Source organism: Myxococcus sp. MxC21-1, assembly GCF_032612255.1.
Taxonomy (GTDB): domain Bacteria; phylum Myxococcota; class Myxococcia; order Myxococcales; family Myxococcaceae; genus Myxococcus; species Myxococcus virescens.
Map to the genome: position 1 here is coordinate 5,778,866 of NZ_CP123278.1, position 17,472 is coordinate 5,796,337.

Annotated in this window: 16 protein-coding genes, 1 tRNA gene and 1 pseudogene; 9 read left to right on the plus strand and 9 right to left on the minus strand. The window is 68.9% G+C overall.

The window, feature by feature from the left end; genetic code table 11:
* Position 1: 1 nt before the first annotated feature.
* From QEG98_RS25480 to QEG98_RS25510, 7 genes are all read right to left on the minus strand, one after another.
* Positions 2 to 454, minus strand: coding sequence for a DUF1634 domain-containing protein (locus QEG98_RS25480; RefSeq protein ID WP_186817933.1), 453 nt, complete (start codon positions 452 to 454; stop codon positions 2 to 4).
* Positions 451 to 1,293 (minus strand): sulfite exporter TauE/SafE family protein, encoded by an 843-nt coding sequence (locus QEG98_RS25485; RefSeq protein WP_090495534.1) that lies wholly within the window; start codon positions 1,291 to 1,293, stop codon positions 451 to 453. The genes QEG98_RS25480 and QEG98_RS25485 overlap by 4 nt, the downstream gene beginning before the upstream one ends.
* A 96-nt stretch (positions 1,294 to 1,389) precedes the next feature.
* Positions 1,390 to 2,130: a carbonic anhydrase gene (locus tag QEG98_RS25490; protein WP_316563135.1), complete on the minus strand. Its 741-nt coding sequence runs from the start codon at positions 2,128 to 2,130 to the stop codon at positions 1,390 to 1,392.
* Positions 2,127 to 3,674: a SulP family inorganic anion transporter gene (locus tag QEG98_RS25495; RefSeq protein ID WP_316563136.1), complete on the minus strand. Its 1,548-nt coding sequence runs from the start codon at positions 3,672 to 3,674 to the stop codon at positions 2,127 to 2,129. The genes QEG98_RS25490 and QEG98_RS25495 overlap by 4 nt, the downstream gene beginning before the upstream one ends.
* A 205-nt stretch (positions 3,675 to 3,879) precedes the next feature.
* Positions 3,880 to 5,223 carry a sigma-54 dependent transcriptional regulator gene (locus QEG98_RS25500; protein WP_316563137.1) on the minus strand — a complete coding sequence of 448 codons (1,344 nt, stop codon included), beginning with the start codon at positions 5,221 to 5,223 and terminating at the stop codon, positions 3,880 to 3,882.
* Entirely contained in the window at positions 5,220 to 6,320 is a 1,101-nt protein-coding gene (locus QEG98_RS25505; RefSeq protein WP_316563138.1) for a sensor histidine kinase, read from the minus strand. Before QEG98_RS25505 ends, QEG98_RS25500 begins: the two co-directional genes overlap by 4 nt.
* Positions 6,224 to 6,739: a hypothetical protein gene (locus tag QEG98_RS25510; RefSeq protein WP_316563139.1), complete on the minus strand. Its 516-nt coding sequence runs from the start codon at positions 6,737 to 6,739 to the stop codon at positions 6,224 to 6,226. Before QEG98_RS25510 ends, QEG98_RS25505 begins: the two co-directional genes overlap by 97 nt.
* 324 nt (positions 6,740 to 7,063) lie before the next feature.
* Between QEG98_RS25510 and QEG98_RS25515 the strand changes: the two genes are divergently transcribed.
* The 9 genes and pseudogenes from QEG98_RS25515 to QEG98_RS25555 all read left to right on the plus strand — a co-directional run bounded on the left by QEG98_RS25515 (position 7,064) and on the right by QEG98_RS25555 (position 15,369).
* Complete coding sequence (locus QEG98_RS25515; protein WP_316563140.1) at positions 7,064 to 7,753, plus strand: response regulator; 690 nt, start codon at positions 7,064 to 7,066, stop codon at positions 7,751 to 7,753.
* 132 nt (positions 7,754 to 7,885) lie between these two features.
* Positions 7,886 to 8,707 (plus strand): phosphate ABC transporter substrate-binding protein, encoded by an 822-nt coding sequence (locus QEG98_RS25520; RefSeq protein WP_201421307.1) that lies wholly within the window; start codon positions 7,886 to 7,888, stop codon positions 8,705 to 8,707.
* Between the two features lie 61 nt (positions 8,708 to 8,768).
* A complete protein-coding gene (gene pstC, locus QEG98_RS25525; RefSeq protein ID WP_244172302.1) occupies positions 8,769 to 9,749 on the plus strand; it encodes a phosphate ABC transporter permease subunit PstC in 981 nt (326 codons plus the stop codon).
* Entirely contained in the window at positions 9,746 to 10,657 is a 912-nt protein-coding gene (gene pstA / locus QEG98_RS25530) for a phosphate ABC transporter permease PstA (RefSeq protein ID WP_316563141.1), read from the plus strand. The genes pstC and pstA overlap by 4 nt, the downstream gene beginning before the upstream one ends.
* Before the next feature lie 46 nt (positions 10,658 to 10,703).
* On the plus strand, positions 10,704 to 11,447 hold the full coding sequence (gene pstB / locus QEG98_RS25535; protein ID WP_222595301.1) for a phosphate ABC transporter ATP-binding protein PstB: 744 nt from the start codon (positions 10,704 to 10,706) through the stop codon (positions 11,445 to 11,447).
* Between the two features lie 25 nt (positions 11,448 to 11,472).
* Entirely contained in the window at positions 11,473 to 12,159 is a 687-nt protein-coding gene (gene phoU / locus QEG98_RS25540) for a phosphate signaling complex protein PhoU (protein WP_090495544.1), read from the plus strand.
* 143 nt (positions 12,160 to 12,302) lie between these two features.
* Positions 12,303 to 13,508, plus strand: a pseudogene (locus QEG98_RS25545) (ceramide glucosyltransferase).
* A gap of 157 nt (positions 13,509 to 13,665) precedes the next feature.
* On the plus strand, positions 13,666 to 14,007 hold the full coding sequence (locus QEG98_RS25550; protein WP_370527156.1) for a response regulator: 342 nt from the start codon (positions 13,666 to 13,668) through the stop codon (positions 14,005 to 14,007).
* A 78-nt stretch (positions 14,008 to 14,085) separates the two neighbouring features.
* Positions 14,086 to 15,369 carry a hemolysin family protein gene (locus tag QEG98_RS25555; RefSeq protein WP_316563143.1) on the plus strand — a complete coding sequence of 428 codons (1,284 nt, stop codon included), beginning with the start codon at positions 14,086 to 14,088 and terminating at the stop codon, positions 15,367 to 15,369.
* A 61-nt stretch (positions 15,370 to 15,430) separates the two neighbouring features.
* On the opposite strand, the gene QEG98_RS25560 is transcribed toward QEG98_RS25555, so the two are convergent.
* Both QEG98_RS25560 and QEG98_RS25565 read right to left on the minus strand, forming a co-directional pair.
* Positions 15,431 to 16,657, minus strand: coding sequence for a fibronectin type III domain-containing protein (locus tag QEG98_RS25560; RefSeq protein WP_316567965.1), 1,227 nt, complete (start codon positions 16,655 to 16,657; stop codon positions 15,431 to 15,433).
* A 666-nt stretch (positions 16,658 to 17,323) separates the two neighbouring features.
* Positions 17,324 to 17,397, minus strand: a tRNA-Arg gene (locus tag QEG98_RS25565).
* Positions 17,398 to 17,472: the final 75 nt, after the last annotated feature.

Consider the following 17,472-nt stretch of genomic DNA (forward strand, 5'->3'; position numbering starts at 1 on the left):
CTCAGTGCGCCGCGCCCAGCAGGAAGGACAAGACGAGCATGGCCAGCACCGTGGCGGTGATTCCCACGTAGAGCCGGTCCTTCTGCTGGCGGAAGATGAGCAGCGACAGGGCCACCCGCATCACCGGCACGGCCATCATCACCAGCAGTCCCGCCATGACGAACGCCTGGCCCCGGGCAGCCAGCGCCCCCGCCACGACGTCCCTCAGGGTGTGCGGCACCGGGTGCGGCGAGGTGAGGCGCAGCAACGCCTCGGACGAGACGAGGTAGTCCGGGTGGCGGAAGAAGGTCACCACGGTGCCCAGCGTCACCAACGCCAGGCTGGCGGCCACGCCGTACCGCAGCAAGTCACTGATGAGCTGCTCCGGATGGAGCAGCGAAGCGTCCTCGCCGTCCTGCACCGCCGCGGTGGCGGCCTCAGGGCTTCGCGGCGCCGGCTTCGGTGCCTCGCTCATGACGCCCACCCCTTGCGCAGCATCTCGAAGGCCACCCACAGCAGCACGCCGACGAAGAGCGCGCGCAGCCACGTGCTGTTCACCCGGGCCATCAGGTGGCGCGAGCCCAGCCACGCGCCCAGCGTGACGCCCACGCACACCGGCCCCGCGATGAACGGGTCGATGTTGCCGCGCGCGAAGTAGACGCCCGCGCTGGCCGCCGCCGTCACGCCAATCATGAAGTTGCTGGTGGCCGTGGACACCTTCAGCGGCAGCCGCATGGCCAGGTCCATGGCCGGCACCTTGAGCGCGCCCGAGCCGATGCCCAGCATGCCGCTCACCGTGCCCGCCACGTACATCAGCCCCAATCCCGTCAGTGGCCGCGTGACGCGGTAGGACACCTCACGGCCCTGCGACTCATCCCAGTAGCTGCCGTGCAGGGCCAGCCGGTCCGCCAGCGCGTTCGCGGGCACCGGCGCCTCGGCGCTCGCCCGCATCCGCCGCAGCATCACCAGCGCCGACCACGCCATGACGCCGCCAAAGACGAGGTACACGCCGCGCCCACCCACCAGCCCGGACATGTACGCGCCGCTGAGCGCGCCCGCGGTGGTCGCCAGCTCCAGGAACATGGCCACGCGGGTGTTGGCCATCCGGTCGCGCACGTAGGCCGCCGCCGCGCCGCTGGACGTGGCGATGACGGAGACGATGGACGCCCCCACCGCGTACTGGATGTCCACTTTCAGGAGCAACGTGAGCACGGGAATCAGGATGAGCCCGCCGCCGATACCCAGCAGCGAGCCCAGCAGTCCCGCACCCACGGAAAACCCCAGGACGACGAGCATGAAGAGGAAGGGAGTCATCGAAGCTGCGCCCCATCCTCTCCCCCTCACCGGCCTTTGGCCACCAGGAGAATGACTCGATTCGAGCCGCTCCCCTGGTTGCCTGCTTCCACCGGGCTACTGCGCGCTGGCCACCACCGCTATGCGCTGAGCACCGTTGCCGTTGGCGAGCGCGCCGGGGGCGTGGGTGTCCGCGCCCAGCTCGCGCAGCAGGGCTTCGCCCACCAGTTCGTCCATGGGGATGAAGCGGCCCAGCAACGGGCGCCAGGCGTGGACCTGCGCGGTGGCGATGTCGAACCACCAGCCGTGCAGCCGCAGGGTGCCCGCGTCGAGACGCTCCTTCACCCACGGATAGGTGGAGATGTGCTCCATCTGCACCAGCACGTTGTTCTGGGACAGGCGATCGTAATCCGACCGGCCCTCCCCCAGCGTCGGGTTCGCATCCATCCGCTGGAGCGCGTCCTTGCCGTGCTCCAGCCAGCCCTTGAGGTTCGGGTTCTCAGGACCCACGCCGCCAGCGAGGATGGCCTTCATCGCGCCGCAATTCGAGTGGCCGCACACGACGATGTCCTCCACCGGCAGGTTGCGGAGCGAGAACTCCAGCGCGGCCGCCTCGGACTGGTCGCCCGTGGACTGCCCCTTCGAATCCGACGGCGCCACCATGTTGCCGACGTTGCGGACCACGAACAGGTCGCCCGGGTCCGTGGACACGAGCAGGTTGGGAACCACGCGGCTGTCCGCGCAGGCGATGAAGAGGCAATCCGGCTTCTGCTCCTGCGCCAGCAACGCGAACTTCTCCCGGTAGCTAGAACGGGCGTTGAGCTGAAAGTCCAACAGACCGCGAATGAGCTTCCTCACTGCGCACCTCCAGAGACAAGCGAGTTGTGATTGGGACCGCCAACGGCCACGGGGCTGCTCGGCTTCACCGTGCCCTTGCGGCTCCAGACGTCTTCGAGCGACTCGGCGAACACCGAGCCACCCGTCTTGCGATGCGTGTCACACCAGCTCTCCAGGGCTTCGTGCCCGGAGTGGTCCAGCGTCTGCACCGCCAGGTCCAGCTCCACCTTGGAGCCCGACGGAACCTGCGCCAGCGCGGTGGACAGCTTGGGGACGCCGACGAACGTCAGCGCGCCCGAGATTCGAACCAGATAGGACGCATGCGCCTGCTGGTGCACGTCCACCTTGACGCTGCCCAGGTGCCACAGCAGGCGCAGCACCGCGAACGCCAGGCCCATGCCGATACCGGCCAGCAGGTTGACGCCCACCACGCCGGCCACCGTCACCAGGTACACGGCCAGCTCCCCGCGCTTCTGGAGCTCACGGATGTGGTGCACGTTCACCAGCTTGGCGCCGACGAAGACGAGCAGACCCGCCAGCACGGTGAGGGGAACGAGCCCCGCCACCGAGCCGAGCAACGTGATGAACAGGAGCAGCCACACGCCGTGCAGCGTTCCCGACAGGCGCGTCTTCGCGCCGGCGGTGATGTTGGTGGCGCTGCGGACGATGACGCCGGTGATGGGCAGGCCGCCCGCCAGACCCGAAATCGTGTTCGCCAGGCCCTGGCCGAAGAGCTCGCGGTCCAGGTTCGCACGGGGGCCCGTGTGCATCTTGTCCGTGGCCACCGCGCTCAAGAGCGACTCCGCGCTCGCGACCAGCGCCAGCGACAGCACCGCCGTGCCGAAGGTGACCCAGTCGCCCTTGGGGAAGGTGGGCAGCTGGATGCTGGAGAAGATGTTCTCCGGCAGGTCCACCCGGACCACGTCGGCGCCCATGAAGGTCGCCGCCGCGGTGGCGCTCACCACGGCCACGAGCGGACCGGGGACCTTCTTCAACTTTCCGGGAACGAACTGCCACGCCACCATCAAGCCGATGGTCAGCAGGCCCAGCAGCGTCGCGGCGCCATGAAGGTCCGCAATCTGCCCCGGCAGCTCCTTCACGTTCTGCCACGCGCTCGACTGCGGCGCGCCACCCATCACGATGTGGACCTGCCCCAGGACGATGAGGATGCCGATGCCGGCCATCATCCCGTGGATGACGGCGGGAGAGATGGCGAGCGCGCCGCGCGCCACCTTCAACCCACCGAGAATCATCTGCACCACGCCCGCGACGGCCACCGCTGCGCACGTCATCGCCAGGCCCATCTGCTGGATGAAGCCAAACACCATGACCGCGAGGCCGGCCGCGGGACCGCTCACCTGGAGGGGCACGCCGCCAAAGAGCCCCACCACGATGCCGCCAATCACACCCGCGATGAGCCCGCTGACGATGGGCGCGCCTGAAGCCAGCGCGATTCCCATACACAACGGCAACGCCACCAGGAACACCACCAAGGAAGCAGGCAGGTCCGTGGCCAGCGCCTTCCAGGGGGAAGCAACGCCCTCAGGACTCTTCGAAGTCGACATCACACCTCCACACAAGTCGCCGCGACTGCCGCGTGCGCTGGTTCACGTGGAGGCCCTCCGCAAAGAGCGTGCCGTCCGCCTTTCGACAGGCTCAGAGGGAACGCAAGGTGATTGCGGTCGGGAATATGAAAACGATTTTAAGTCCCGAATCCAGACTTAAAAATCCTTGAGGCCGCCGGCCTCAAGAATCTTGAAGCGCCCTCGCCTACTCCTCCTCGAGCCGGCGGAGGAAGGTGGGATAGGAGAGTCCCAGCACCCGGGCGGCCTCCATCCGGCGCCCATCCAAGCGGGCGAGGACGTGCCGGACGTACAACCGCTCCACGTCCTGTAAGGGGCGCGGAGCCCCGGAGACGACGAACGCGTCGGGGTCCACATCGGGCGGGCCGCTGGTGCCCTGCGGCTCCAGGGAGGCGAGCTCCAGTTCGGGTCCGGCCTCCAGCACCAGGGCCCGTTCGAGCACGTTGCGCAGTTCACGGACGTTGCCGGGGAACGGGTAGCGCTCCAGCCGGGCGAGCGCGGCGCTGGAGAAGCTCACGGTCCGGCGCCCCAGCTCGGCGCCCAGCTCCGCCACCAGGGACTGTGCCAAAGGCAACAGGTCCTCGCGGCGCTCGCGCAGCGGCGGAATGTCCACCCGGAAGACGCTCAGGCGGAAGTAGAGGTCCTCGCGGAAGCGGCCCTCGGCCACCTCCTTGGTCAGGTCGCGGTTGGTGGCCGTCACCACGCGCGCGCTGCTGCTCAGCTCGGCGGTGCCACCCAGGCGGCGGAAGGCGCCCTTGTCCAGGAAGGTGAGCAGCTTCGCCTGGAGCTGCAGCGGCAACTCGCCCACCTCGTCCAGGAAGAGCACACCGCCCGCGGCCACCTCCACCAGGCCGCGGCGGGCGGTTCGCGCGTCGGTGAAGGCGCCGCGCTCGTGGCCGAAGAGTTCGCTTTCCACCATGGTGGCGGGCAGCGCGGCGCAGTTGACGTGGACGAACGAGCCTTGCCCGCCTTGCAGCGCGTGCAGGTGGCGCGCAATCACCTCCTTGCCCACGCCCGTCTCGCCCAGCAGCAACACCGGGCTGCGCGGCGCCTTGGCGATGCGCTCCAGCATCTGCAGCGCGGCGAGCATCTTCGGCGAGTGCGGACGCGACAGGCGCCGCCGTCCACCCAGCTCGCTCTCCGCCAGACGCAACCGCTCCTGGAGCTGCAGGTCCGCGACGGCGCGGCGGGCGCGCAGCACCAGGTCATCCAGCTCCACCGGCTTGGACAGGTAGTCGCGCGCGCCCGCCTGGATGGCCTCCACCGCGCTGGCGATGTCGCCGTGCGCCGTCACCATCAACACGGGCGTGTCCGGAAGCTGGGCGCGCAGCTCCGGCAGGAAGTCGATGCCGTCCCCGTCCGGCAGGCGCCGGTCCAACACCACCAGGTCCGGCGCCTCGCGGGACATGGCCCCACGCGCGTCATGGAGGGAATGCGCCAGCGTGACGCGGAAGCCCTCGTGTCGCAGCACGGAGGCCGCCAGCGAGGCGAAGGTCCGGTCGTCATCGACCAGCAACAGATAGGTGCTCATCGGGCCACCTCCAACGGAAGGCGCAGTGTGAAGCGGCTTCCCAGCGGACTCCGGACATAGTTCAGACTGCCACCATGGGCCTCCACGGAGGCACGCGCCATGGGCAGCCCCAGCCCCACGCCCTTGGCCCGCCCGGTGGCGAAAGGTTCCCACAACCTGGGCTCAAGACGCGGATCCACGCCGCCCGCATTGTCCTCCACCACGAGCACGGCGTCATGTTCCTCCCGCGTCAGACGCACGCTCACCCACGGCGCCAACTGCATCCCTGTGTCCTTCGCCACCGCGCCTGCCTCCACCGCGTTGCGCAACACGTTGTCGATGGCGGACACCAGCAGCGCGGCATCCCCCTGGACCCACAGGGACTCCTCCAGGGACGTGGTCAGTGCCACGGCCTCTGACTCGGGCAGCAGCTTCACGCCCTGGAGCGCGTCCTTCACCAGCAGGTGCACCTCGCAGCGGCGGCGCAGCGCGGCACGAGGCGCCCCGAAGGACAGCAGCGAGCGCGCCAGATGGCTCAGGCGCTCCACCTGCGAGCGCAGCGCGCCCACGGGCAGCTCGCTGCCTGCGGGGGTATGCCGGAGCACGGACAGCGCGGCCTGGATGCCGTTGAGGGCGTTCTTCACCTCATGCGCGATGAGCGAGGCCGCGGTCCCCAGCGCGGCCATGGTCTCCTGGCGTCGCAGCCGCTCCTCGGCCGCCAGCAGCGACCGGTAGGAGTGCCGCAGCAGGAGGATGAAGATGATGAGCGTGCTGCTCAGCAGGGCGATGTGGAACGCCAGTTGCCGCAGGAAGCGCGCCCGGAGGCCCGCGGTGGCCGTCTCCTCCTCCAGGACGACCAACAGCAGGTCGCTCTTCCCCACCCATGCGCCCGCACCCATCATGTGCTTGTCATCCAGCGTCAGCGGCCCCGGCATGTTCGCCAGCGCGCGCAGCCGCCCCGTGATGTCCCCGGCGCCCAGCTTGAACCCCACCGGCATCAGGACCTGACCGTGGTCATCCATCAGCACCAGTGACGTCTGCGCGGTGGGCCGCGTGGGCAGCGCGCTGGCGCGGAGCTCTCCCAGCAGCACGCCCTTGAAGCGGCCGTCCTGGAACATGGGGACGGCGACCACGATGGGCCCCCCTCCCCTTCCAGCAGGTCGATTTCCGGCTGGCGGCCCTCCACCATCCGGCGGAACCAGGGCCGCTGCGTCAGCGGCGAGCGCCCCAGCGGCATGTCCGGAGGGTCGCTCCAGACGCGCTCGCCCCCGGGCGTCAGCAGGGCCACGCCCTCCGAGAAGAGGGACGAATGGTAGAAGGCACTCTCCAGCAGGGCCAGCTCCGCCGGGGAGGCGCCGTCCTCGGGAGACAGCGCGGGGTGCCCGGCCACGCGAGCCAGCTCCGCCTCCAACAGCCCCAGGTGGACGCCCAGCGCCTCCGACTGCACCTGCGCCTGGTTGAGCAGCCGGCTCAGCAGCTCCTCGCGCGCGTTGCGCACGTCCTCCACGTAGCCCAGCACGGGGCTCGTCAGCGCCACCAGCCCCACCAGCCCCAGACCGACGAGCGCGGAGCGCCCCCGCGCCGCTGCGCGTGGGCCAGCTCGCCCGGCGTGGGGGTCAGCGTCGGGAGTGGAGGTGGCGTCGGCGGCAGGTGGGCGGAAGTCATGACAGAGCTCCCTGGGGTTTACCCCGGCGCGGAAGCACCTTCACGCGCAATCAGGCCACCGGGCTGGGGGCCCGCCCGCTGGAGGGCCGGCCATCGCCCCGGGGCGCCCGCTCCCGCGCGTGTTCCCCCCCATGACGAAGTTGTTGCACATGCGTCACACGTTCGGAAAAGGGGGCGCGCAGAGTGGTGGCCCGCCATGCCCCATGTCCTCATCATCGACGACGAACGCGACCTCGCGGAGCTCATTGATTTCAACCTGCGGGGTTCCGGCCTCACCACGCACGTGTCCCATACTGGCGAAGAAGCGCTGGTGGCCGCGCGCGAGCAGAACCCCGACCTCGTGCTGCTGGACCTGATGCTACCGGACATGTCCGGCATCGATGTCTGCCGGCAGCTGCGGGCCAGCCCCCAGTCCCGGGGCGTCCTCATCGTCATGCTCACCGCCAAGGGCGAGGAGTCCGACCGCATCCGCGGCTTCGAGGTGGGCGCGGACGACTACGTGGTGAAGCCCTTCAGCGTGCGGGAGCTGGTGCTGCGGCTGAAGGCCATCCTCCGCCGCGGCGCGCCCTCGGCTGGGAGCACGGCGCCGCTGGCGCTGGGGCCCCTTCGCCTGGACGTGGCGTCCCACCGCTTCTTCGTGGAGGAGCGCGAGGTGGCCCTCACCGCGCTGGAGTTCCGGCTCCTGGAGCACCTGCTCGCCCGCCTGGGCCGGGTGCAGACACGTGAACAGTTGCTGGAAGAGGTGTGGGGCCTGTCATCCTCCCTGGAGACGCGCACCATCGACACCCACGTCATGCGCCTGCGCGACAAGCTGGGCCCGGCGCGCGCGCTGCTGGAGACGGTCCGCGGTGTCGGCTACCGGATGCTGGACCCAGCCGCGGGCTGAGCGACGTGACGGTGATGTCACGTGGCGGACGCGAAACGGACACCCACGTCACGTAGAAGCGCGGCGTCTTCGCGCAAGCCTCACACCGCGTCCAGATTCCAATTCACATCCTCCAGCCACGAGAAGTCCCCCATGAAATCGCTCCTCAAGCCCCTGCTCGCGGTGTTCCTCCTGGCGCTCCCCGCCGCTGCCCAGGCGGGCACCGTCACCATCAAGGGCTCCGACACCATGGTCATCCTCGGCCAGCGCTGGGCCGAGGCGTTCATGAAGAAGAACCCCAACATCAAGGTCCAGGTCACCGGCGGCGGCTCCGGCGTGGGGCTGGCGGCGCTCCAGAACGGCACCACGGACATCGCCATGTCCAGCCGGGAGATGAAGAAGGCGGAGGCCGACAAGCTCCGCGCGCGCTACAAGGCGCCGCCCGCGCAGCGCTCGGTGGCCAAGGACGGCGTCACCTTCTACGTCCACCAGGGCAACCCCGTGAGCGCGCTCACCACCGAGCAGCTGATGAAGATCTACGTGGGCGACATCACCTCCTGGAAGCAGGTGGGTGGCGCGGACGCGCCCATCGTCGCGTACTCCCGGGAGAACTCCTCCGGCACCTACGTCTTCGTGAAGGACATGGTGCTGGACGGCGAGGACTTCGCGCCCGCCATCCAGACACTGCCCGGCACCGCCGCGGTGGTGAACGCCGTCTCCAAGGAGAAGAACAGCCTGGGCTACGGCGGCGCCGCATACGCAGAGGGCATCAAGGAGCTGAAGGTGAAGAAGGGCAACGAGGAGATCGCCCCCAGCGCGGACAACATCAAGAGCGGCAAGTACCCGCTGGCGCGCGACCTCTTCTTCTACCTGCGCGCCGAGCCGACCGGCGACATCAAGGCCTTCATCGACTTCGCGCTCTCCCCCGAAGGTCAGGCCATCGTCACCCAGGTCGGCTACTTCCCCGTGAAGTAGCCACGGAGCGTCACACGAATGTCACAAGAGGCGCTGAATCCCTATGGATAGACAGGCGACCATGGAGCAAGGTCTCACGCGGGTCGTGGCCGCGCCGCGCCTGTCCGCGGCGGCGCGGAGGCGTCAACTGCGGGAGAAGGCCGTCGCGGGCTTCATCACCCTGATGGCGTTCACGGGCATCGCCGCGCTCATCCTCATCATCGTCTTCGTGGCCAAGGAGGCGCTGACGCTCTTCACCGACGCGGACGCCCGCCACGAAGCCAGCCTCGCCAAGATGTTCCTGCCGCAGGAGGGCCGCTACCCGTTCCGGTGGCAGCCCGTGTCGGACACGCCCAAGGTCAGCATGATTCCGCTGTTCGTGGGCACGCTGAAAATCACCCTGGTCTCCATGCTGGTGGCGGTGCCCATGGGCGTCTTCAGCGCGCTCTTCGTCGCGGAGTTCGCCCCGCGCCGCCTGCGCGAGCTGCTCAAGCCCATCATCGAACTGCTGGCCGGCATCCCCTCGGTGGTGCTGGGCTTCTTCGCGCTGATGGTGCTGTCCCCCGTGGTGAAGGACCTGTTCCACCTGGACCGGCCGCTCAACGGCACGCTTGCGGGGCTGGCGCTGGCGCTGGCCATCGTCCCGGTCATCTTCACCGTGTCCGAGGACGCGCTCACCGCGGTGCCCCGCAGCTACCGCGAGGCCTCGCTGGCGCTGGGCGCCACGCTCTGGGAGACGGCGTGGAAGGTGGTGCTGCCCGCGGCGGCCCCCGGCATCCTCGCCGCGTGCGTGCTGGGCTTCGGCCGGGCCATCGGCGAGACGATGATTGTCCTCATGGCATCAGGCAACGCGGACATCGTGTCCTGGAACCTGGGGGACTCGGCGCGCTCGCTGTCGGCCACCATCGCGGCGGAGATGGGTGAAGTGGTGGTGGGCAGCCCGCACTACTCCCTGCTCTTCTTCATCGGCGTGGAGCTGTTCATCTTCACCTTCGTCCTCAACATGGTCGCCTCCACGTGGACGAAGAAGGTCCTCCAGCGGCTGACCGGGAGCGCCTCGTGAAGTACACCACGCGCCGGGCGGTGGGGCTGGGCCTCACCGGACTGACGGCCCTCGCGGCCTTCTCCATCGTGGGCATGCTGGCCCTCATCCTGCTGGACGTCGCGCGCAACGGCGCCCGTCACCTCTCCTGGACCTTCCTCACCCAGCCCCCCAGCGACGGCATGATGGGCGGCGGCATCTTCCCCGCCATCTTCGGCACCGCCGCGCTCACGCTCCTGATGACGGTGGCGGTGATGCCGGTGGGTGTGCTCACCGCCGTGTACCTCCACGAGTACGCGCCGCCAGAGTCACGCTTCGCCCGCTGGGTGCGCGTGGCGGTGGTCAACCTCGCGGGCGTGCCCTCCATCGTCTTCGGCCTCTTCGGGCTCGGCTTCTTCATCCTCTTCGTCGGCGGCAACCTGGACCGGATGCTGGGCTACGAGGAGATGCACTGGGCCCAGCCGGGCATCCTCTGGGCCTCGCTGACGCTGGCGGTGCTGACGCTGCCGGTGGTCATCGTCTCCACGGAGGAGGCGCTGCGCGCGGTGCCGCTGGAGCAGCGCACCGCCAGCCTGGCCCTGGGCGCCACCCAGTCACAGACGCTGGCGCGGGTGGTGCTGCCCGGCGCCCTGCCCGGCATCCTCACCGGCGCGGTGCTGGCCATCTCTCGCGGCGCGGGCGAAGTCGCCCCCATCCTCTTCACCGGCGCCGCCTACTTCCTGCCGGACCTGCCCACGCACCTGGACTCCCAGTTCATGCACCTGGGCTACCACACGTATGTCATGGCCACCCAGTCACCGAACGTGACGGAGGCCAGTGGTCCGCTGTATGCGACGGTGCTGGTGCTGCTGGCGCTCACCTTCGCCCTCAACCTCGTCGCGGTCATCATCCGGACGCGCACGCGCCGCAAGGCCGCCAGCGCCCACTGACGGTACGCCTGCCATGTCCCTCCAACCCCAGAATCCCCGAGCGAAGATGGAAGCGCGGGAGCTCACCCTGCGCTACGGCCCCAAGACGGCCATCCACAAGGTGTCCCTGGCCATCCTCGACCGGCGGGTGACGGCGCTCATCGGCCCCTCCGGCTGCGGGAAGTCCACCTTCCTGCGCTCGCTCAACCGGATGAACGACCTCATCTCCGGGACCACGCATTCGGGCACCATCCTGCTGGACGGCATGGACATCCATGACCGCGGCGTGGACGTGGTGGACCTGCGCCGGCGCGTGGGCATGGTCTTCCAGAAGTCCAACCCCTTCCCCAAGAGCATCTTCGAAAACGTGGCCTACGGCCTGCGCGTGGGTGGGATGAAGGACAAGGCGGAGCTGGCCACGCGCGTGGAGAAGTCACTGCGCGGCGCCGCGCTCTGGGACGAGGTGAAGGACCGGCTGGACGAAAGCGCCCTGGGCCTGTCCGGCGGCCAGCAGCAGCGTCTGTGCATCGCCCGGGCGATGGCGGTGGAGCCGGAGGTGCTGCTGATGGACGAGCCCGCCAGCGCGCTGGACCCCATCGCCACCGCGAAAATCGAGGAGCTCATCCACGAGCTCAAGTCGACGTACACCATCGCCATCGTCACCCACAACATGCAGCAGGCCGCGCGCGTCAGCGACCGCACCGCTTTCTTCTACATGGGCGAGCTGGTGGAATGCGGCCCCACCGAGCAGATCTTCACCAACCCGCGAGAGAAGCGCACCGAGGACTACGTCACCGGCAAGTTCGGGTGAGCGGAAGAAAAAGGGGACCGGACACATGCCGTCGACGCATACGGACAAGGCCTTCGAGGCGGACCTCAGGGATTTGCGGGAGAAGCTGCTCGCGATGGGCGCGAAGGTGGAGAACCTCATCGTCCAGAGCATGAAGGCGCTCACCGACCGCGACAGCACCCTGGCCGAGAAGGTCGTCGCCGCCGACAAGGACGTCAACCGGCTGGAGGTGGACATCGACGAGCTGTGCCGGAAGATTCTGGCGCTGCGCCAGCCCGCCGCCAGCGACTTGCGCCTCATCACCACGGCGCTGAAGATCGTCACCGACCTGGAGCGCATCGGCGACCTGGCGGTGAACATCGCCGAGCGCTCCATGGACCTGAATCAGGCCCCCCCGCTGGCGCCCTACGTGGACACGCCACGGCTGGCGGAGCTGGCCCAGCGGCAGGTCCGCATGTCGCTGGACGCCTTCGTCTCCAGCGACGTCGCCAAGGCGGAGGAGGTGCTCCGTGGCGACGATTTGCTCGATGCCCTCTTCCTCAAAATCTTCAACGAGCTCCTCGCCTACATGATGGAGGATTCGCGCAACATCCGCCGCGCCACGGCGCTGATGTTCATCGCGAAGCACCTGGAGCGCATCGGCGACCACGCGATGAACGTGGCGGAGATGGTCGTCTACATGGTGCGCGGCAAGGACATCCGCCACCCGCAGAGCCGCAACCTGGCGGAGTAAGCCGCGGGCGAGGGCTTCACCGCCCTGTCACCGCGAATTGCCCGGCCCGCCCCGGGCGCTTCGCGGGGCTGACGTGGAAGGCCTCTAGCGTGGCAACCGTGGTCGCGCCATGACGGCGCACCGGCCCCGGGGATTGCCCGCGAATGTTGCTCGCCTCCACCGTCCTGCTGCTTGCCGCCTGCCTCGGATTGTTCGTCCTCACCGTCCAGTTCGCGCTCGTGCTGCGCCACCGGCGTGGGCCGTCCCCCACCGCGCAACCGGGCACGCCCCGCCCGGGCATCTCCATCCTCAAGCCGCTGTGCGGCGTGGATGACGACCTGGAAGCCAACCTGGCGCAGTTCGCGGGGCTGGACTACCCGGGCGCGTACGAGGTGGTGCTCGGCGTCAAGGACGCCAGGGACCCGGCCTTCGCCGTGGCCCGAGCGGCGGTCGCCCGCTGGCCCCACGTCATGCGCCTGGAGGTCCAGGAGGGCGAGCCGGGCCGCAACCCGAAGGTGAACCAGCTCATCACCCTGGCGGACCGGGCGCGCTACGACGTGCTGGTCATCAGCGACAGCAACACGCGGGTGGCGCCGGGCTACCTGGAGGAGATTGCCCAGGCCTTCGAGGACCCGGAGGTGGGCTGTGTCACCCACCCAGTGGCGGGCATGGGCGAGCGCACCTTCGGCTCGCTCCTGGACAACCTGCACCTGGGTGCCAGCGCGGCGGCGGGGATGATTGCCGCCAAGCGGCTGGCGGGCCGGGACATCGTGGTGGGCAAGTCCATGGCGCTGCGCCGCGAGGATGTGGACGCGCTGGGGGGCTTCTTCTCCGTGAAGGATGTGCTGGCGGAGGACTACGTCATCGGCCAGTGGGTGACGCGGAAGCTGGGCCGGCGCGTGGTGATGGCGCACACGCCCGTGTTCAACGTGTCGCTGCGCAAGAGCGTCCTGTCCTTCTTCCAGCGCTATCTGCGCTGGAGCGTGATTCACCGGACCGCGGTGTCTCCGGGCACGTACCGCCCAGGCCCTGCTGAACCCCACGCCGCTGGCCCTGCTGGGCGCGATGCTGGCCCCTCCTCGGACACCGCGGCGCTCTGCCTGGGGGTGGCCCTGGGCAAGGTCGCGGTGGACCTCTCCACCGTGCGCGCCCTGCGGCCGCAGGCCCTGTCGTGGGACGCGGTGCCCGCCGTCTTCGCCAAGGACACCCTGCTCTTCGCGGCCTGGAGCTACGCGCTCTTCTCCCGCACCGTGAACTGGCGCGGCACCCGGCTGCGCGTGGGCCGGGGCACCCGGCTGATGCCGGTGCGCACGGCAGGCCTGACGTCCGAGCCCGCGCTGCCCCAGGGTGACCGCATCCTCGCGGGCTGACCGGCGACGCGCCCTTCCAGGGCCTGCCTGCCCGCATGCTGCGGCGAGCACCATGTCGCCGCTCGCGGAGAATGATGGCGCCCTTCAGCAGCGTTCATCTCAGGTCGGGGGAGGACGATTGGCGCGACTGGCAACGGATAACGGCGCAAGAAGGGTCTTGGTCGTCGATGACGACGCGGACTGGAGGGAGTTCCTCCGGCTCAGCCTGGAGGACCTTGGCTACGAGACGACCGAGGCCTCGGATGGGCAGGAGGCCCTGGAGACGCTGAGGCGCGGCGGACGCTACGGGGTGATGCTGCTGGACCTCAACATGCCGGGCATGTCCGGGCTGGAGGTCGTGGAGCATCTGCCACGCGGGCCGCATCCCCGCATCGTCTTCCTGACGTCCGCGGCGGCGCAGGATGTAGGCAGTGCCCTGCTCTCGGGGCCACACTACTACCTTCCAAAAGGTGCGAGCCGCGACCAATTGTCGCTCCTCTTGCAGTCACTTGGTGAGTGAGCAGCCCGCCTCCGGCGTATAGGGTAGAGGGCCCCTGAGAGGAGGGCCATTATCGTCACCGAGCTTCTCATCATCCTGTTGCTGGTCCTGGCCAACGGCATCTTCGCCGGTGCGGAGCTGGCCATCATCTCTGTCCGCCGGACGCGGCTGCGGGAACTGATTGAAGAAGGCAGCACCTCCGCGAAAGCAGTGGAGGCCCTGCGCGGCAACCCTGAGCGCTTCCTGGCCACGGTGCAGATTGGCATCACCGTCATCGGCGCCACGGCGGCCGCGTTCGGTGGCGCGAGCATCGCCACGCGTCTGGGTGACTTCCTCACGAGACTGGGAGTGCCCGAGCAGCAAGCGGACGAAGTCGCCCTGGCGGGCGTGGTGGCCTTCGTTTCCTACCTCTCGCTGGTGCTGGGCGAGCTGGTGCCCAAGTCGCTCGCGCTGCGTGCCGGCGAGCGCTATGCGCTGCTCATCGGCCGGCCTCTGCGCGGCCTGGCGTGGCTGATGCAGCCGGTGGTGTGGTTCCTCACCGCCAGCTCCAACGTGGTGCTGCGCCTGTTCGGCGACCGGACGAACTTCACCGAAGGCCGCCTGTCCGCGGAGGAGCTCCAGCAGCTGGTGGAGGAGGCGGCGAAGCAGGGCACGTTGGATCCGCACGCCGGCGAAATTGCATCACGCGCCTTCGAGATGGGCGACGTGACGGTGGGCGAGCTGTCGGTGGCCCGGGACGAGATGGTGGCCCTGCGGCGGCACTCCAGTCCGGAGGAGATTCGCCGCGTCCTGCTGGAGGGCGGCCACTCGCGCATGCCGGTGTACGAGGGCACGCTGGACAACATCGTCGGCTACGTCATCGCCAAGGACCTGCTGGGGGTGGCCTGGGAGGGCAACCTCATCATCCTGGAGGACGTGATGCGTCCGCCCTTCTTCGTCGTGGAGACGATGCGGGCGATGGACGCACTCAAGGAGCTTCAGCGGCGACGCATGCAGCTGGCGGTGGTGGTGGACGAGCGCGGCGGTGTGGTGGGGCTCGTCACCGTGGAGGACCTCGTGGAGGAGCTGGTGGGCGACATCCTCAGCGAGTCCGAGGTGCCGGAGGAGTACGTCAAGCGCGAGGGGCCGAACACCGCCCTGGTGCTCGGCACCGCGAGCATCCGCGACGTCAACCGGGAGCTGTCCCTGGACCTGGACGAGGACCAGGACTACGCCACGGTGGCCGGCCTGTGCATCGCCCTGTCCGGCGGCGCCATCCCCGAGCCGGGCACCAAGGTCCAGACGGAGGGAGGACTCATCCTGGAGGTGGTGGAGTCCTCTCCCCGCCGCGTGGACACCGTGCGCTTCCACCTGCCGCAGCGCGAGGAGCCGGCGGAGGCGTGAAGCCTGGAACCCCCGGCCTTTGGCTCCGGAGGCCAAAGGCGTCGGGAGGTACGGCGCGGCCTCAGGGGCGCAGCGAGTCAAAGTAGCAGTAGAGTTCCACGGAATCTCCAGCCCCAAACGCACTCCGGGCGACGAGATAGAACCGCATGGGGTTCCCTTCGCGAGGAATCTCCGGGAGGACGTAGCGCAGCTCGGTGGTGAACCACGCGGTGTAATTGCCGCCGAGCAACGTCTCGATACGGTAGTCCACCACCGGGTGCCCATAGTCGAACTCGGGCGGCGTCCAGGCGAAGGTGATGTTCCCGTCCGAGGTATCGCAGGTGACATTGCGCGGCGCTGACGGACGTCGGGATGGCATGCTCACGATGCGCTCTGAGACGGTACCCCACCCCGCCTCGTTCTGGGCGACGACCGTGAAGTGATAGGTCGTCGCGTTGAGCAACCCCGTCACGTTCAACGTCAATTCGGTCGTCTCCACGGTCCGCAGGACCTCGTCGTTCAGGTACACCGTCACCAGATAGCCGGTGATGGGACGGCCTCCCGTGTCCTCGGCGGTCCAGCGCAAGAACACGCGCTCCGTGTACGGATTGGCCGTCAGCGTGGGAGCCCCTGGCGTCGTGAAGGGTGTGGAGGAGACGGAAATCCCAGCCCCCTTCGCATGTCCGTTGTTGGCGACGACAGTGAACGTGTACGCCGTCCCATTCGACAACGAGGCCAACGTGGCCTGCGTCTCCGTGACGGTGACGGTCACCGGCTCGGCCTCAGCCCCCGCATCCTCGGCCCGCACGGTGATGACGTAGCCGGTCAGGGCCATGCCCTTGCTATCGGCGGCCTCCCACGTCAGCACGACCTCCTGGTTCCCAGGCACGGCCACCAGGTTGCTCACCGCGCCGGGCGTCACGTGCGGCGTGACGAGGGCCGTGCGCGTGGACGCAGCACCACGGCCCCGGTCGTTCACCGCGAGCACGCTGAACGTGTAGGCCGTGCCGTTGGTCAGGTCAGGGATGAGTGCCTGGGTCGCGGACGCCGGCAAGGTCACGACCCGGACCTCGGTCTCCCCGGAGAAGACCTGCACCGCATATTCGAGAATCGCGCTGCCACCGTCGTTCGCGGGCGCCGCCCACGTCACCGTGACCTGTGAGTCCCCCGCCACTGCCGCCACCTGGGTCGGCGCCTGAGGGACTGTCACCTGCGGTCCCTGGGGAGGCGGGTCATCCGAACCGCCACATCCCATCCCGCCAAACAGCCCCAGCAGCACCGCGGCCAAAAACCGGATTCGTCCGTTCATCACGACAGTCCTCCCCCATCCCTGGGAAACGCAGGCCTACAGCATCACGCCCGCCTCCGGGAAGAGAGGCTGCATGGACCCTGCCCTTCAGGAGGAAGTGCTCGCACAGCCCTGGCGCAGGACAACCGCCCACCTGAACTGCGCTGCCCGTTCTTCGGACCATGCGTTACGAGAGTCCTGAAGCGAGGCCTTTGCCCATCGCACCTGCGCAATTGCAGCCATGAGCGAGGGCATGGAGCCCGTCTTGTCAGAGTAGAGCCCCGCTCACGAAGAGGGGCGGCATTGCTTCAGCGCCTCCTGCCAAGCACGCTCGAATCCGTGCAGTTGGCTCGCATGCTCTTCTCCAGGCTCCAGAGTACCGGGCAGCAACTGGCGCGCCGACAGACTGCTGGCCGCGCCCATCACCATCGGGCTGCACGGCGTCGCCACTGAGCATCGCTCGTTCGGGCGCCCTGCGGCCCACGCCTGACGTCAAGTGGGCCCCACTCGGAGGTGGCCAGCCTCGGCCTCGGGTAGCGCCCCGATACGGGCTGCCCCAGCCGGATGCCACGTCGAGCCAGGTCCAGAAGGTGACGCGGAGCGCCTCTACGGCGAACACCCGCCAGAAAAGCGAAGGGCCCGGAATCAGCGGGGAAATTCCCCAATGATTCCAGGCCCTTCTACCAGTGCGCGATGCAGGATTCGAACCTGCGGCCTTTGGCTCCGGAGGCCAACGCTCTATCCAGCTGAGCTAATCGCGCAACCGCCTTTCGGCTGAAGCGGGGCCACAAGTAGCCGAAGTCCACCGCCGAAGCAAGCACGCAATCCCACAACGG